The sequence below is a fragment of the Pseudoduganella sp. GW821-FHT05F09 genome (genome assembly GCF_059419605.1).
Genome location: NZ_JBWKSD010000009.1, coordinates 1 through 15,437, shown reverse-complemented (window position 1 = coordinate 15,437; position 15,437 = coordinate 1). Strand labels below are relative to the sequence as shown.

Genomic DNA, 15,437 nt, shown 5'->3' with positions numbered 1-15,437 from the left:
TGATCAGAGTAGAAGTTTCTCTCGAAATAGTGCTTTAACGTTTGATCAATATCAAGCTTTTGCTGTGTAAGCTATGATTGAGCTTATGAATGATCCACAATCCCTGTATGACACCATAGGCGGCGAGGGCAAGCTGCGCGAAATGGTGGACCGTTTTTACGACCTGATGGAGCTGGAGCCGGAATTTGCCGTGCTGCGCGCCCTGCATCCGCCCAGCACGGAAGGGTCGCGCGACAAGCTGTTCTGGTTCCTGTCCGGCTGGATGGGCGGGCCGGACGCGTATATTGAGCGCTTTGGTCACCCGCGCCTGCGTATGCGCCATATGCCCTTTGCCATCGGCACCACCGAGCGCGACCAGTGGCTGCGCGCCATGGCCTGGGCCATGGAGGACGTGGGCATCGCCGAGCCGCTGCGCGTGCGGCTGATGGAATCCTTCTACCAGACGGCGGACTGGATGCGGAATCATCCGCACTGAACTGACTTCATGACCCACATCGAATTCCTCGTATTGCTGGCGCTGGGCGCCGTCCTGCTGGTCCTGCAAATCCTGATGCTGCTGCGCGGGCGCGGCGGCGGGGAGGGGGCCGGCCTGGCCGCCCATATCGAGCGGGTGGAGCGAGAAGTGCGCATGCAGCTGCAAGCCACGGCGCAGGCCTCGCGCCAGGAAATGGGGCAGACGCTGGCGCAGTCGCACGCGGCCACGGTGCAGCAGCTGGACGGCATGCGGCGCCAGATCGAGGTGCTGACCGAGTCCAACGCGCGCCGCCTGCTGGAAGTGCGCGCAACGCTGGAAGTGAAGATGCGCGAGCTGCAGACCGACAACGGCGCGCGCCTGGAGGAAATGCGCAAGACCGTGGACGAGAAGCTGCACGCCACGCTGGAGGCACGCCTGAGCGCGTCGTTCCAGCAGGTGTCGGAGCGGCTGGAGCGGGTGCACCAGGGGCTGGGCGAGATGCAGCTGCTGGCGCAGGGCGTGGGCGACCTGAAGCGGGTGCTGACCAATGTGAAAACGCGCGGCACCTGGGGCGAGGTGCAGCTGGAAATGCTGCTCGAGCAGGTGCTGACGCCGGACCAGTATGCGAAGAACGTGGAAACCGTGGCGGGCAGCAATGCGCGGGTGGAGTTCGCGCTCAAGCTGCCGGGCCAGGTGGCGGGCGGGGCGCCGGTGTGGATGCCGATAGACGCCAAGTTCCCGAAAGAGCAGTACGAGCGCCTGCTGGACGCGGCCGAGCGGGCCGATGCCGAAGGCGTGGCCACGGCCGGGCGCGAGCTGGAGCGCGCCGTGCGCGGCGAGGCCAAGACCATCGCCGACAAATACCTGGCGCCGCCGCAGACCACCGACTTCGCCATCCTGTTCCTGCCCACCGAGGGGCTGTACGCGGAGGTGATGCGCAGGCCGGGGCTGGCCGACGAGCTGCAGCGCGTGCACCGCGTCAGCATCGCCGGGCCGTCGACGCTGATGGCTTTGCTGAACAGCTTGCAGATGGGTTTCCGCACGCTGGCGCTGGAAAAGCGCTCGTCCGAAGTGTGGCAGGTGCTGGGCGCGGTGAAAACCGAGTTCGGCAAGTTCGGCGACGTGCTGGCCGCCACCAAGCTCACGCTGGAGAAGGCGGCGCGCAATATCGAAACGGCCGAAGTGCGCAGCCGCCAGATGGCGCGCAAGCTGAAAACCGTGGAGGCGCTGCCCAGCGAGGCGGCCCAGCTGATGCTGGGGCCGGATCTGGACCACGATCCGGCCGATAGCTGATACGCCGGCGGCTTAGACCAGGCCGTCGAACAGCACCACATCCACCATATCGCCGGGCGCGGTGTCGCCCTGCGCTGCGTGCAGGACCACCATGCAGTTGGCCTCGGACATGGAGCGCAAAATGCCCGAGCCCTGCGCGCCGGTGATGCGCACTTCCTGCCCGCCCTGGCCGTCGGCCGCCAGAATGCCGCGCTGGTATTCCGTGCGCCCCGGCTTCTTACGTATCGCCGCCGCGCTGCGCGCGCGCATCACCGGCAGCGCCTGGCGCTCCGCATCCACGCCCATCATTTGCAGCAGCGCGCCGCGCGCGAAGAAATAGAACGCCACCATGGCCGCGACCGGATTGCCCGGCAGGCCGAACAGCAGCGCGCTGTGCCCGCCGGACTGGATGCGGCCGAAGGCCATCGGCCGGCCGGGCCGCATTTCCATTTTCCAGAACGCCACCTCGCCCAGCTCGGCCATGATCTGGCGGATATGGTCGGCCGCGCCGGTCGATACGCCGCCGGTGGTCAGCACCACGTCCGCGTGCTCGCAGGCCTGGCGCAGCGTGGCGCGCAGCGTGTCCGGGTCGTCCTTCACGCTGCCCAGGTCGATGGCCTCGCAGCCGAGCCGCTCCAGCATGCCGAACAGGGTGTAGCGGTTGCTGTCGTAGATGCTGCCGGCGTCGAGCGGCTCGCCGATGGAGCGCAGCTCGTCGCCGGTGGAGAAATAGGCCACGCGCAGGCGGGCCTGCACCGCCACTTCGGCAATGCCGAGCGAGGCGAGCAGGCCGAGGTCGGCCGGGCTGACGCGCTTGCCTTTGCGCAGCGCGGGCGCGCCCGCCGCCAGGTCTTCGCCACGGAAGCGCCGGTTGGCGCCGGGGGCGATGCTGGCGGGCGCCACGGTGACGCTGCGGTCGCCCACGGCGGCGGCCAGTTCCTGCGGCAGCACGGTGTCCAGCCCCGGCGGCATGACGGCGCCGGTCATGATGCGCACGCATTCGCCCGGGCCGGCCGGCACGGCGGCGGGCCGCCCGGCGTAGGCGGTGGCCACGACCTTGAAGGTGGTGGGCGCGCCGGGCAGCAGGTCGGCGCCGCGGAAGGCGTAGCCGTCCATGGCGGAGTTGTCGTGCGCGGGCACGTCGATGGGGGAGATGATGTCGGCGGCCAGCACCCGGTCCAGCGCGCTGCGCAGGCCCACCCGCTGCGCCAGCGGGGCCGGGGCGTGCTGCTGCACCAGGCTGCGGATCAGGGCTTGCGCCTGCTCCACCGGCATGGCGTCCGGGTTGTGGCCGGCGCCGGCGGGCTGGTGCGGCGCTGGCTGTGCTGCGCGCGCGGCCAGCGCCTCCATGTCCTTCAGGTCGCCCAGCGTATTGATGTTGCGGAAGGCGGCATGGTCGTCGAACAGCACTTCGGCCACCCGCACCGATTTGTACCAGCCGTCCATGCGGCGCGCGCCGCTGTCGAGATAGGCGCTCAGCTGCGGCAGCACGCCGGCTTTCATCAGGCTGAACACCGGGTGCACGCGCCGGTAGCGCTCGCCGCTCTCGTCGCTTTCCATGGTGACGGCCACGGCCAGGTCGGCGTCCTGCGCCTGCAGCGCGGCATGCAGGCGGCTGGCGAGGTCGGCGGGCAGGAAGGGCGAGTCGCAGGGGGCGGTCAGCAGCAGTTCGGTGCGGCAGCGGCGCAGCGCGGTCTGCAGGCCGGCCAGCGGGCCTTCGAAGCCGGCCAGCTCATCCGGCCAGACCGGCACGCCCATCGCTTCATAGGCGGCCTGGTTGCGGTTGGCGCTGATGGCCACGCTGGCCACCTGCGGCGCCAGGCGCTGCATCACATGGGCGGCCAGGGTGCTGTCCTGGAAATGCTGCAAGCCTTTGTCGACGCGGCCCATGCGGGTGCCGCGCCCGCCGGCCAGTATCAGGCCCGTAATATTACTAACGCTCAAACTATCCCCCGATATAAGACATTTCGACTTTCTGGCGCTCGCCCAGGCCCGCCGTCTGGCTGCTGCGCAGCTCGGAATAGCGGTCGCCGCGCGCTTGCCACAGGTGGCTGACGGCGCCGGCGATTTGGGCGTCGCTGCTGCCGTTGCGCAGCAGGGCGCGCAGGTCGTGGCCGCGCGTGGCAAACAGGCAAGTGTACAGCTTACCCTCGGTGGACAGGCGGGCACGGGTACAGTTTTGGCAAAATGCCTGGGTTACACTGGAAATCAGGCCGATCTCGCCGCCGCCGTCGAGGTAGCGCCAGCGTTCGGCGGTTTCGCCGCTGTAGTTGGCGGCGATGGGTTCCAGCGGCAGCTCGGCGCCGATGCGGCGCGCCACTTCGGCCGAGGGCAGCACTTCGTCCAGTTTCCAGCCGTTGGAGGCGCCCACGTCCATGTATTCGATGAAGCGCAGGATGGTGGGCGTGCCTTTGAAGTAGCGCGCCATGGGCAGGATTTCCTGGTCGTTCATGCCGCCCTTGACCACCATGTTGACCTTGACCGGTCCCAGGCCCACGCTGTGCGCCACGTCCACGCCGTGCAGCACGTCGGCCACGGCGAAGTCGACGTCGTTCATGCGCTTGAAGATGGCGTCGTCGAGCGCGTCGAGCGACACGGTGACGCGCTGCAGGCCGGCGTCCTTCAGCGACTGGGCTTTTTTCGCCAGCAGGGAGCCGTTGGTGGTGAGGGTGAGGTCGAGCGGCTTGCCGTGCACGGTTTTCAGCTCGGCCAGCATGCCGACCAGCTTTTCGATGTTTTTGCGCAGCAGCGGCTCGCCGCCGGTCAGGCGGATTTTTTCCACACCGTGGGCGATGAAGATTTTCGCGATGCGCGTAATCTCTTCAAAACTGAGCAGGGAGGAGTGCGGCAGGTAGTTGTAGTCCTTGTCGAACACTTCCTTGGGCATGCAGTAGACGCAGCGGAAATTGCAGCGGTCGGTGACGGATATGCGCAGGTCGTGCAGGGGACGGGCGAGCTGGTCCCGGAGCTCGCCAGTGGGCGCTTCCAGGACGGCTGGCACGACTGCGGCTTGCGAGCGTTGGTCGGTGAAGAGGATGATTTTTTCAGACATGCGGATACGATAGCACGATGGCAGCCGTCATATGAAAAAGGGGAAGCACACGGCTTCCCCTTTTTAGCTGGCGTCCTGCCGATTACCGATTATCGGCGGGTGTCAACCTGGATCAGCGGCTCGTCCACTTGCGGCGGCAGCGGCTTGCGCTCGCGCGGCACGCGCACCGGCGTGGCGGCGGCTTGCGCAGCGGCTTCCTGCGCAGCGCGCAGCTTGGCCGGGTCGGTGCCTGCCAGCGTCAGACCGGCGGCTTCCAGGATGGCGTTCAGGTCGGCAGCCGGTTTGGCTGCCGGCGCTGCTTCGGCCACTGGTGCTGCAGGTGCTGCAGGTGCTGGCGCTGGTACTGCTACAGGCGCTGCTGCCGGTGCTGCTTCCGCCGCCGGCGCTGCCACCGGGGCGGCTACGGCGACTGGTTCGGCTGCCGGTGCTGCCGGTGCTGGTTCTGCGGCAACCGGTGCTGCTTCGGCTACGGCTTCGGCCACGACTGCGGCTGGCGCTGCAACTTCAACCGGCTCGGCTGCGACGGGGGCTTCCACTGGGGCGGCGACTGGAGCAGGAGCAACTTCGGCTGCAACTTCTGCAACCGGGGCTGCCTCGGCGACTGGCGCTGCTTCAACGACTGGCGCTGCTGCTGGCGCTGCTTCCGCTGCCGGTGCGTCCACTGCCACGGTCGGATCGGCAGGCGCTGCGACTGCCACTGGGGCTGGCGCTGCTTCAACAGCAGGCGCTGCGGATGGCGCATCCACGGCCACGGTCGGGTCTACCGGTGCGGCGACGGCAACTGGGGCTGCCGGGGCTGCCGGGGCGGCCGGAGCGGCTTCGCCTTCGGCCGGGGCCACGGTGAAGCTGATCACTGGTGCGGACTCGCCTTCGGCCAGTTCCGCGCCCTCGGCGCCTTCTTCGCGTTCGCGGCGATTGCGGTTGCGGCCGCCACGGCGGCGGCGGCGGCGCGGCTCTTCGCCGTCCACTGCTTCGCCGTCTTCGCCTTCAGGACCGGCGTTGGCTGGCACGTTGACTTGCACGTCGCCCACGGGCGCAGCGGCTGCCGGCGCGCCGGTCAGGGTGACGGCGGCTACCGCAGCTGCGGCGCCGGCCGTCAGCGCCAGTTCGTCGGTTTTCACTTCCGCGACGGCGGCCTTGTCGCCACGCGGTTCGCGTGGTGGACGCGGGGTGCGCTCAGGACGCTCGGCGCGTTCTGGACGCTCCGCGCGCTCCGGGCGCTGGCCCTGGGCTTCGGCTGGCTGGCCTTCACGCGCTTCACGCGGCTCGCGTGGCGGGCGCGGCGGACGTGCCGGACGGCCTTCGCGGGCTTCGCGCGCTTCGGCCGGCTTGGCGGCTTCGTCGGCGCCGGCGCGGGCGCCTGGTTCGCGTTCTTCACGGCCTGGTTTGCCGTTGCGGCTGCGGCCGCGCGGGCCACGGGCGTTGCGGTCGCCGCGCTCGCTGGACGGTTTGGCGGCCGGGGCTGGCGCAGGCGCCGCCACCGGCTCTTCTTTCTTCGGTGCGAAGAAGGAGAACAGCTTGGCGAAGAAGCCTTGCTCAGCCGGCGCTGGCGCGGCCGGGGCGGCTTTGACCGGCTCCGGTGCGGGCTTGCGCTCCACCACAGGGGCAGGCTGGGCCGGGGTGATGGTCTTGACGACGGCTTCCTGGCGCGGCTTGGCTTCTTCCTTCTGGCGCTTGCTGTAGGCCATGTCGGTTTCGGCTTGCTCGGCCATGGTGTAGCTGGCGGTGTGGTCTTCCAGGCGCGGATCGTCGTGCTTGATGCGCTCCAGCTTGTAGTGCGGCGTGTCCAGATGCTTGTTCGGGATCAGGATCACGTTGATGCGGTGGCGGTTCTCGATCTTCAGCACTTCGCCGCGCTTTTCGTTCAGCAGGAAGGCTGCCACGTCCACCGGCACTTGCACGTGGATGGTGGCCGAGTTTTCCTTCATCGCCTCTTCCTGGATGATGCGCAGCACCTGCAGGGCGGACGATTCGGTGTCGCGGATGTGGCCGGTGCCCGAGCAGCGCGGGCAGGTCACGTGCGAGCCTTCGGACAGCGAAGGACGCAGGCGCTGGCGCGACAGTTCCATCAGGCCGAAGCGGGAGATCTTGCCCATCTGGACGCGGGCGCGGTCATGGTGCAGCGCGTCTTTCAGGCGCTGTTCCACTTCGCGCTGGTTCTTGGCCACTTCCATGTCGATGAAGTCGATCACGATCAGGCCGCCCAGGTCGCGCAGGCGCAGCTGGCGGGCCACTTCTTCAGCGGCTTCGCAGTTGGTGTTGAAGGCGGTGGTCTCGATGTCCGAACCGCGGGTAGCGCGGGCCGAGTTCACGTCCACCGACACCAGCGCTTCGGTGTGGTCGATCACGATGGCGCCGCCCGATGGCAGCGGTACGGTGCGCGAGTACGCGGTCTCGATCTGGTGTTCGATCTGGAAGCGGGAGAACAGCGGCACGTCGTCGCTGTAGCGCTTGACGCGGTGCACCATGTCCGGCATCACGTGGCTCATGAACTGGTGAGCCTGCTCGTAGATGTCGTCGGTATCGATCAGGATCTCGCCGATGTCGGGCTGGAAGTAGTCGCGGATGGCGCGGATCACCAGCGACGATTCCTGGTAGATCAGGAAGGCGCCGTTGCCGACTTTGCCCGCGCCTTCAATTGCGCGCCACAGCTGCATCAGGTAGTTCAAGTCCCACTGCAGCTCTTCGACGTTGCGGCCGATGCCGGCGGTGCGGGCGATCACGGACATGCCTTGCGGCAGGTCCAGCTTGTCCATGGTTTCGCGCAGTTCCTGGCGCTCTTCGCCTTCGACGCGGCGCGATACGCCGCCGCCGCGCGGGTTGTTCGGCATCAGCACCAGGTAGCGGCCGGCCAGCGAGATGAAGGAGGTCAGGGCCGCGCCTTTGTTGCCGCGCTCCTCTTTTTCCACCTGCACCATGATTTCCTGGCCTTCGCGCAGCGCTTCCTTGACGGAGGCATTGCGCACGTCCACGCCTTCGCGGAAGTAGGTGCGGGCCACTTCCTTGAACGGCAGGAAGCCGTGGCGGTCTTCGCCGTAGCTGACGAAGCACGCTTCCAGCGACGGTTCGATGCGGGTGATGACGCCTTTGTAGATGTTGGACTTGCGCTGTTCACGACCAGCGGTTTCGATGTCGATGTCGATCAGTTTCTGACCGTCGACGATGGCAACGCGCAACTCTTCTTGCTGCGTCGCATTGAACAACATGCGTTTCATTTTTATTAACTCCGCGGCCCGAAGGCCATCTCTTGCCGTTCCCTCGGGAACGGCGTGATACCAGGGATATACGCGGGAGTAAGGAGGCGGAGGGGTTTTGCCTCGTCATGCAGCGCAGCAACGCGGTAGCGTTGCGGCCGCAAAGGGCGCATGAGGCCGAGCGTCATGCCGAGTACGCGCACTGCTTGCAACTCATCCAACGGGCCAACCGGCTAAGCCGGGGCGGGGCGGAGAATGCAGGCGTGCGCAAAACGTCGAGCCAGAGCATCTTGTATGGTGCGTGGCGAAAACGGCAAGCGTAATCAGCTTCATCAACCGGCGAGCAACGACTGTGTGCTTGCTCGCCGGACTTATCCTAACAATCCAGCCAATCTAATCCCAGCACCCGTGCACGCTACCCGATGGCGACAGTGGCCGCCACCCTGATGACCGCACGAGTGTGCGTATACATTTATTTCCACTGAATTTGCTAAATAAGCGAGGCCAGTGGATACGCCCCTGTGTAAAATGTGCTTTTATTCTTACACGTACAGCAGCTTAAACTGCGGCAAAACGATTATATATTCAAAATGAAGGACTTAGAGAGAATTTCTGGGAAGAACGGCCGAAACATGGTCCAGAATGCGGCGCAAAAGCCGCAAGCCGCCGTCCCCGCACCGGTCCTGCCGCAAGCACAGTTCCTGACGATAGACGAAGAAGACGCCGGCCAGCGCATCGATAACTACCTGTTGCGAATTTGCAAAGGTGTGCCGAAAAGCCATATCTACCGTATTCTGCGTTCCGGCGAAGTGCGCGTCAACAAGGGCCGCATCGATCAACTGTACCGTCTGGTACAGGGCGACGTCGTGCGCGTGCCTCCCGTGCGCGTGGCGGAAAAGTCCGAAGCCGTCGTGCCCGCCGCCGAGTTCGCCATTATTTTCGAGGACGCCCACCTGCTGGTGATCGACAAGCCGGCCGGCACCGCCGTGCATGGCGGCTCGGGCGTGTCCTTCGGCGTGATCGAGCAGCTGCGCGCCTCGCGCCCGGACGCCAAGTTCCTGGAACTGGTGCACCGCCTGGACCGCGACACCTCCGGCCTGCTGCTGCTGGCCAAGAAGCGTTCCGCGCTGACCAATCTGCACGAGCAGATGCGCGACGGCCACACCGACAAGCGCTACCTGACGCTGGCCGTGGGCGACTGGAAGAACGCCCGCCAGCACGTGAAGTCGCCGCTGAAGAAGTATTCGACGGCGGACGGCGAGCGCCGCGTGTCGGTGTCGCCGGACGGGCTGGCCTCGCACACGGTGTTCACCCTGCTGAAAAAATATCCGCAATTCGCCTTGCTGGAGGCCGAGCTGAAAACCGGCCGCACGCACCAGATCCGCGTTCATCTGGCATCGTCTGGCTTCCCCATCGCAGGCGACGACAAATACGGCGATTTCGCCCTGAACAAGGCGCTGCAGAAGGCCGACGCCACGCGCGGCGCGCTCAAGCGCATGTTCCTGCACGCCCACCAGATTACGTTCACCCACCCGGAAACGGGCAAAACCATGACCCTGAACGCGCCGCTGGCCGCCGAGTGCGAGCGATTCTTGGTAAGCTTGGGTAAACCATTGAATTTATAATATAGAGGAGCCGGCGGCAGGCAGCGCCGGAATACATGGCAAGAAAGCAATTTGATCTCATCGTGTTCGATTGGGATGGCACGCTGATGGACAGCACCTCGACGATAGTGCGCTGCATCCAGGCCGCCGCCAAGGATCTGGGCCTGCCGATACCGGGCGAGGACGCCGCATCGCATGTCATCGGCCTCGGCTTGTACGAGGCCATGCAGGCGGTCATGCCCAATATCGACCCCAAGTACTATCCGCGCATGGTGGAGCGCTACCGCTACCACTATCTGTCCAAGGACCACGAGCTGACGCTGTTCAAGGGCGTGGGCGAGATGCTGCAGGAGCTGTCGCAGCAGGCCTATTTCCTGGCCGTGGCCACCGGCAAGAGCCGCGTGGGCCTGAACCGCGCCATGAACGCGGCCGGGCTGCTGTCGCTGTTCGACGCCACCCGCTGCGCCGACGAAACGTTTTCCAAGCCGCATCCGGCCATGCTGCAGGAGCTGACCCGCGAACTGGGCCAGGACCTGAAGCGCACCGTGATGATAGGCGACACCAGCCACGACCTGCTGATGGCCAACAATGCCGGCGCGGCCGCCGTGGCGGTGGAATATGGCGCCCATCCGGTCGAGCAGCTGCAGGCCTGCAATCCCATGTACTCGGCCCGCACCGTGGCCGAGCTGCACCAGTGGCTGAACGAGAACGCCTGATGAGCGACAGCGTGGACATCCTGATCTGCGCCGCCGACGCGGTGCAAGACCTGGGCCGGGGCGTGCGCTTTCCGGTCACGGCCGGCGGCGAAGACGCCACCGGCTTCGTGGTGCGCTATGGCGGCAAGGCCTACGGCTACCTGAACCGCTGCGCCCATGTGCCCATCGAACTGGACTGGAACCAGGGCGAGTTCTTTGAATCGAGCAAGCTGTACATCATGTGTTCCACCCACGGCGCGGTCTACCTGCCGGAAAACGGCCAGTGCGCCGGCGGCCCGTGCCGTGGCGGCCGGCTGCGCCCCATCACGGTAGTGGAACACGACGAGCAACTTTACTGGCAGCCGGACGACTATGTCCGGCCCGCCCGCGCCTGAGCGGCGACCATCCCGAGCTAATCCATGAGTGACAATACAAGCGATACGAATGCAGGCGGCGCGACCAGCGGCAGCCCCGAAGCCGGCGCGCCGGCGCCGGCCAAGTCCGCGGCGGGCATGAACTGGGAGCGCGAGGTGCTCGAGAAACTGGTGCTGTCCACGGTGCGCGAGCGGCGCGCCAACCGGCGCTGGAGCATCTTCTTCAAACTAATGACCTTGGTGCTGGTATTTATCGCCATCGCCGCTTATTTTGATTTCACCTTCCCCGGCAGCGACTCGGAAACATTGGGCCGCCACACCGCCCTGATCGAGATCCAGGGCGATATCGAAGCCGAAGGCAGCGGTTCCGCCGCCGTGGTGATCCCGGCGCTGAACAAGGCTTTTTCCGACCATGGCTCGGTGGCGGTGGTGCTGCATATCAACAGTCCCGGCGGCAGCCCGGTGCAGGCCGGCATGATCGTGGACGAGATCCGCCGCCTGCGCCAGGGCTATCCGTCCAAGCCGCTGTATGTGGTGGTGAACGAAATTTGCGCTTCGGGCGGTTACTACATCGCCGCCTCGGCCGACAAGATCTATGTCAACAAGGCCAGCATCGTCGGCTCCATCGGCGTGCTGATGGACGGCTTCGGCTTCAACGGCATCATGAACAAGGTGGGCGTGGAGCGCCGCCTGCTGACGGCGGGCGCCGACAAGGGCTTTATGGATCCGTTCACGCCGCTGAGCGACAAGCACCGCCAGCACGCGCAAACCATGCTCAACGAAATCCATGCGCAGTTTATCGACGTGGTGCGCACCGGGCGCGGCAAGCGCCTGAAGGAAACGCCGGAGACCTTCTCGGGCTTGTTCTGGACCGGCGCGCGGGCCGTCGACATGGGGCTGGCGGACGGCCTGGGCACGGTCGACACGGTGGCGCGCGATGTCATCCATGCCGAAGACATCGTCGACTACACGCAGCACGAGGGCTTGCCTGAACGTGTGCTGAAGAAATTCGGCGCCGCGATGGGGGCGGGCGCCATGAAGGCCGCGGTGCAGAGCGCCGCGCCGGCGGTGCGCTAGGAAGGGACAAAGGTTTGCGCTGCGTGCGCGTGCGCACTGTGCAATATTGATAATCCGGCTTGATTTGTTCTTGTATTCTCCCCGGGGTGGGCTATATTGGTGATGTAGTTCTTTCCCAGGAGGCCAGCATAAACAGCATAACTCGTTGTCTGCACAAGTTTACCGTAAGTCAGAAACGAACTACTCAACCGCATCGCTGATGCGGACCCGAGAGAATTTCAATTCCTCGCATTGAGTCCCGCAACGGGACATGAGAACGGCGGCGTCACAGCCGCTGTTTTCATTTGTGCTTTCCATTTTGCCAGCCTGTTCCTGCCGGAAGCCGCCGCCCGCCAGCCAGTCCATGAAATGCTGCTGGGCCGCCGCATGCCAGCCGGCTTGCACCGCCAGGGCCGGATCCTGGCCGCCAGCGTCCAGCCGCCAGCGCTGCACGCCCAGCGAGGTGGCATGCAAAGCGAGGTGGCGGCTGGCTGTTTTCGGGGAGCTCATCTTTCATCCTTTCTTACACCGGTAGGGAAATTCCTACCTTAAATAAAGTGTAGACAAGCGAAGCGGGCGGCCTTTGATCTACATCAAGCCATGATTGAAATCTGGTAAAGTCTCGCCCTATGAGCAAATTATCCTTAGACCGCATCCTGCAATCCCAGGGTTTCGGCACGCGCAAATACTGCCGCGCCCTGATAGAAGACGGCGAAGTCAGCATCGCCGGCGAAGTCCATGACAACTACAAGACCAGCCTCGAGACCGAGGGCCTGGTGCTGACCATTTTCGACGAAGAATGGGTGGTGCGCGAACACCTGTATATCGCGCTGAACAAGCCGGCCAACTACGAGTGCTCGCGCAAGCCCAGCCACCATCCCGGCGTGCTGACCCTGCTGCCCGAGCAGTTCAGCTGGCGCGAAGTGCAGCCGGTCGGCCGGCTCGACCACGACACCACCGGCATGCTGCTGATGTCCGACGATGGACCATTTATCCATGCACAATCGTCGCCGAAGCGCCATGTTCCCAAGGTTTACCAGGCGACCACCCAGGACCCGGTGACGCCGGAACTGGTGGCGCAATTGCTGGCCGGCGTGCAGCTGCACGACGAACCGGCGCCGCTGGCGGCGCTGGTGTGCGAGCAGCGCGGCGAGCACCAGCTGGAAATCGTGCTGGAGCAGGGCAAATACCACCAGGTCAAGCGCATGCTGGCGGCCGCCGGCAACCACTGCAGCGCGCTGCACCGTTCCGCCATCGGCCAGCTGCAGCTGGCATCGCTGGGCCTGGCCGAGGGCGAATGGTGCTACCTGACGCCGGAACAGCTGGCGCTGCTGGCCCCCGCCTGAGGGCGAGCAGAGAGGGAAAACACATGCTGTTCGCTTGATGCCGCTTCGTTGCCCGCAGGCATAATGGGACTATTCCTCAAGATAGTCAGAGCTTCACATGGCAGAAGAAAGCGAAAGCGAAAAGACAGAACCGGCGTCACAGAAGCGCCTTGACCAGGCGCGTGAAGAAGGCGATGTCCCCCGTTCGCGCGAAGTGGCGACGTTCACCGTGCTGATGACCGCCGGCGCCGGCCTGTGGATGACCGGTTCCGGCCTGGTGCGCGACCTGTCCTCGGCCATGGTGTCCGGCCTGGCGCTGAGCAAGGAACAGATTTTCAATCCCGATGTGCTGCTGACCCGCGTCGGCATCGATATCGGCCGCGTGATGCTGGCTTGCCTGCCGCTGGGCGTGGCCGTGATGGTGGTGGCGCTGGTGTCGCCGCTGCTGGTGGGCGGCTGGCTGTTCAGCGGCAAGGCCGTCACTCCCAACCTGATGAAGCTCAATCCCATGCGCGGCCTGGGCAATATGGTGTCGACCAACGCCCTGGTCGAGCTGGTGAAGGCCATCGCCAAGACCCTGGTGGTGGGTTTTGTCGCTTATCTGGTGGTGATGAAGCAGAAGGACGCCGTGATCGGCCTGGCGATGGAGCCGTTCAAGCTGGGCAGCGTGCACATGCTCGATATGCTGGGCATGAGCTTTTTGTTCATCGTCGGCGCACTGGGCCTGATCGCCGCCATCGACGCGCCTTATCAGATGTGGCACTACGCCAACAAGATGAAGATGACGCGCCAGGAGATGATCCAGGAGTCCAAGGAGTCCGACGGCAATCCCCAGATCAAGGGCAAGATCCGCCAGATGCAGCGCGAGATGGCCAAGCGCCGCATGATGGCCGACGTGCCGACCGCCGACGTGGTGGTGACCAACCCGACCCACTACGCGGTGGCGCTGAAGTACACCGACGGTTCGGGCGCGCCGAAAGTGGTGGCCAAGGGCACCGACGAGGTGGCGGCCAAGATCCGCGAACTGGCGCGCGAGCACAAGGTGGCGATCCTGGAGGCGCCGGCGCTGGCCCGTGCGCTGTACAAGCACAGCGATATCGGCGACGAGATTCCGCAGCGCCTGTACGCCGCCGTGGCCGAAGTGCTGGCCTATGTGTTCCAGCTGCGCACCTTCAAGCCGGGCGGCCGCTATCCGGACCGCCCCGGCAAGCTGGACGTGCCGGACGATATGGACCCGAACCACCCGGCCTACGAGCTGGCCAAGCAGGCCAGGCAGCAAGCCTTGCAGCAGAAAACCGATAACAACGTAGGTAACAGCGCTGGCAACAGCAACGGAGCACCGCAATGAACAGCATCAGACTGCCTGAATGGATGACCCGCGCCTTTGGCGGCGTGAGCGGCGCGGCCAGCGCCAACAGCAAGAGCCTGGCGGCCCCCATCCTGATCATCATGCTGCTGACGATGATGGTGCTGCCGCTGCCGGCGTTTGTGCTGGACCTGTTCTTCAGCTTCAATATCGCGCTGTCCATCATCGTGCTGCTGACGGCCTTGTACACCGTCAAGCCGCTCGACTTCATGGCTTTCCCGACCGTGCTGCTGGTGTCGACCATGCTGCGCCTGGCCTTGAACGTGGCCTCCACCCGCGTGGTGCTGACCGAGGGCCACACCGGCGCGGCGGCGGCCGGCAAGGTGATCGAGGCCTTCGGCCACTTCCTGATCGGCGGCAACTACACGGTCGGTATCGTGGTGTTCATCATCCTGACCATTATTAACTTCACCGTGGTCACCAAGGGCGCGGGCCGTATCGCCGAGGTGGGCGCGCGCTTCGCCCTGGACGCGATGCCGGGCAAGCAGATGGCGATCGACGCCGACCTGAACGCCGGCCTGATCGGCGAGGCGGACGCGCGCAAGCGCCGCAGCGAAGTGTCGATGGAGGCCGAGTTCTACGGCGCCATGGACGGTGCGTCCAAATACGTGCGCGGCGACGCGGTGGCCGGCATCCTGGTGACGGTGATTAACATCGTCGGCGGCCTGCTGGTCGGCCTGATCCAGCACGACCTGCCGTTCGGCGAAGCCATCAAGACCTACACGCTGCTGGCCATCGGTGACGGCCTGGTGGCGCAGATTCCTTCGCTGGTGATTTCGATCGCCGCCGGTATCGTGGTGTCGCGCGTGGCCAGCGAGCAGGACATCGGCACCCAGGTGATAGGCCAGCTGTTCGCCAAGCCGCAAGTGCTGTACATCACCGCCGCCATCATCGGCGGCATGGGCTTGATCCCCGGCATGCCCAACCTGGTGTTCCTGCTGCTGGCGGGCGTGCTGGGCGGCGCCGGCTACCTGATGGCCAAGCGCACCCGGGAAGGCGGCGCGGCGGCCGGCGGCGCGGCGCCGGCGGGCGAGGGCGGCGCGGC

13 protein-coding genes are annotated in these 15,437 nt (G+C 65.6%); 9 read left to right on the top strand and 4 right to left on the bottom strand.

What is annotated here, in order from left to right:
* Nucleotides 1–85: 85 nt before the first annotated feature.
* Nucleotides 86–475 carry a group II truncated hemoglobin gene (locus AC07S4_RS25045; RefSeq protein ID WP_494989195.1) on the top strand — a complete coding sequence of 130 codons (390 nt, stop codon included), beginning with the start codon at nt 86–88 and terminating at the stop codon, nt 473–475.
* 9 nt (nt 476–484) lie between these two features.
* Nucleotides 485–1,747, top strand: a complete 1,263-nt coding sequence (locus AC07S4_RS25040) for a DNA recombination protein RmuC (RefSeq protein WP_494989194.1) — start codon at nt 485–487, stop codon at nt 1,745–1,747.
* 12 nt (nt 1,748–1,759) lie between these two features.
* On the opposite strand, the gene moeA is transcribed toward AC07S4_RS25040, so the two are convergent.
* From moeA to AC07S4_RS25025, 3 genes are all read right to left on the bottom strand, one after another.
* Nucleotides 1,760–3,670 carry a molybdopterin molybdotransferase MoeA gene (gene moeA, locus AC07S4_RS25035; protein ID WP_494989193.1) on the bottom strand — a complete coding sequence of 637 codons (1,911 nt, stop codon included), beginning with the start codon at nt 3,668–3,670 and terminating at the stop codon, nt 1,760–1,762.
* A 1-nt stretch (nt 3,671) separates the two neighbouring features.
* Nucleotides 3,672–4,778 carry a GTP 3',8-cyclase MoaA gene (moaA, locus tag AC07S4_RS25030; RefSeq protein ID WP_494989192.1) on the bottom strand — a complete coding sequence of 369 codons (1,107 nt, stop codon included), beginning with the start codon at nt 4,776–4,778 and terminating at the stop codon, nt 3,672–3,674.
* Between the two features lie 89 nt (nt 4,779–4,867).
* A complete protein-coding gene (locus tag AC07S4_RS25025; RefSeq protein WP_494989191.1) occupies nt 4,868–7,993 on the bottom strand; it encodes an Rne/Rng family ribonuclease in 3,126 nt (1,041 codons plus the stop codon).
* Between the two features lie 611 nt (nt 7,994–8,604).
* Between AC07S4_RS25025 and AC07S4_RS25020 the strand changes: the two genes are divergently transcribed.
* From AC07S4_RS25020 to AC07S4_RS25005, 4 genes are read left to right on the top strand one after another with little or no spacing between them, the layout of a single operon-like run.
* Nucleotides 8,605–9,597, top strand: coding sequence for an RluA family pseudouridine synthase (locus tag AC07S4_RS25020; protein ID WP_494989190.1), 993 nt, complete (start codon nt 8,605–8,607; stop codon nt 9,595–9,597).
* 35 nt (nt 9,598–9,632) lie between these two features.
* Complete coding sequence (locus AC07S4_RS25015; RefSeq protein ID WP_494989189.1) at nt 9,633–10,292, top strand: HAD-IIIA family hydrolase; 660 nt, start codon at nt 9,633–9,635, stop codon at nt 10,290–10,292.
* On the top strand, nt 10,292–10,666 hold the full coding sequence (locus AC07S4_RS25010; protein ID WP_494989188.1) for a Rieske (2Fe-2S) protein: 375 nt from the start codon (nt 10,292–10,294) through the stop codon (nt 10,664–10,666). The genes AC07S4_RS25015 and AC07S4_RS25010 overlap by 1 nt, the downstream gene beginning before the upstream one ends.
* A 24-nt stretch (nt 10,667–10,690) precedes the next feature.
* Nucleotides 10,691–11,722: a S49 family peptidase gene (locus AC07S4_RS25005; RefSeq protein ID WP_494989187.1), complete on the top strand. Its 1,032-nt coding sequence runs from the start codon at nt 10,691–10,693 to the stop codon at nt 11,720–11,722.
* 180 nt (nt 11,723–11,902) lie between these two features.
* Here the strand turns inward: AC07S4_RS25005 and AC07S4_RS25000 are convergent, their stop codons facing one another.
* A complete protein-coding gene (locus AC07S4_RS25000; protein ID WP_494989186.1) occupies nt 11,903–12,211 on the bottom strand; it encodes a hypothetical protein in 309 nt (102 codons plus the stop codon).
* 119 nt (nt 12,212–12,330) lie between these two features.
* Between AC07S4_RS25000 and AC07S4_RS24995 the strand changes: the two genes are divergently transcribed.
* From AC07S4_RS24995 to AC07S4_RS24985, 3 genes are all read left to right on the top strand, one after another.
* Nucleotides 12,331–13,047: a pseudouridine synthase gene (locus AC07S4_RS24995; RefSeq protein WP_494989185.1), complete on the top strand. Its 717-nt coding sequence runs from the start codon at nt 12,331–12,333 to the stop codon at nt 13,045–13,047.
* A 97-nt stretch (nt 13,048–13,144) separates the two neighbouring features.
* Nucleotides 13,145–14,374 (top strand): flagellar biosynthesis protein FlhB, encoded by a 1,230-nt coding sequence (gene flhB, locus AC07S4_RS24990; RefSeq protein ID WP_494989184.1) that lies wholly within the window; start codon nt 13,145–13,147, stop codon nt 14,372–14,374.
* On the top strand, nt 14,371–15,437 hold a 1,067-nt coding region (locus tag AC07S4_RS24985; protein WP_494989183.1), incomplete at its 3' end, for an FHIPEP family type III secretion protein. The genes flhB and AC07S4_RS24985, both read left to right, overlap by 4 nt.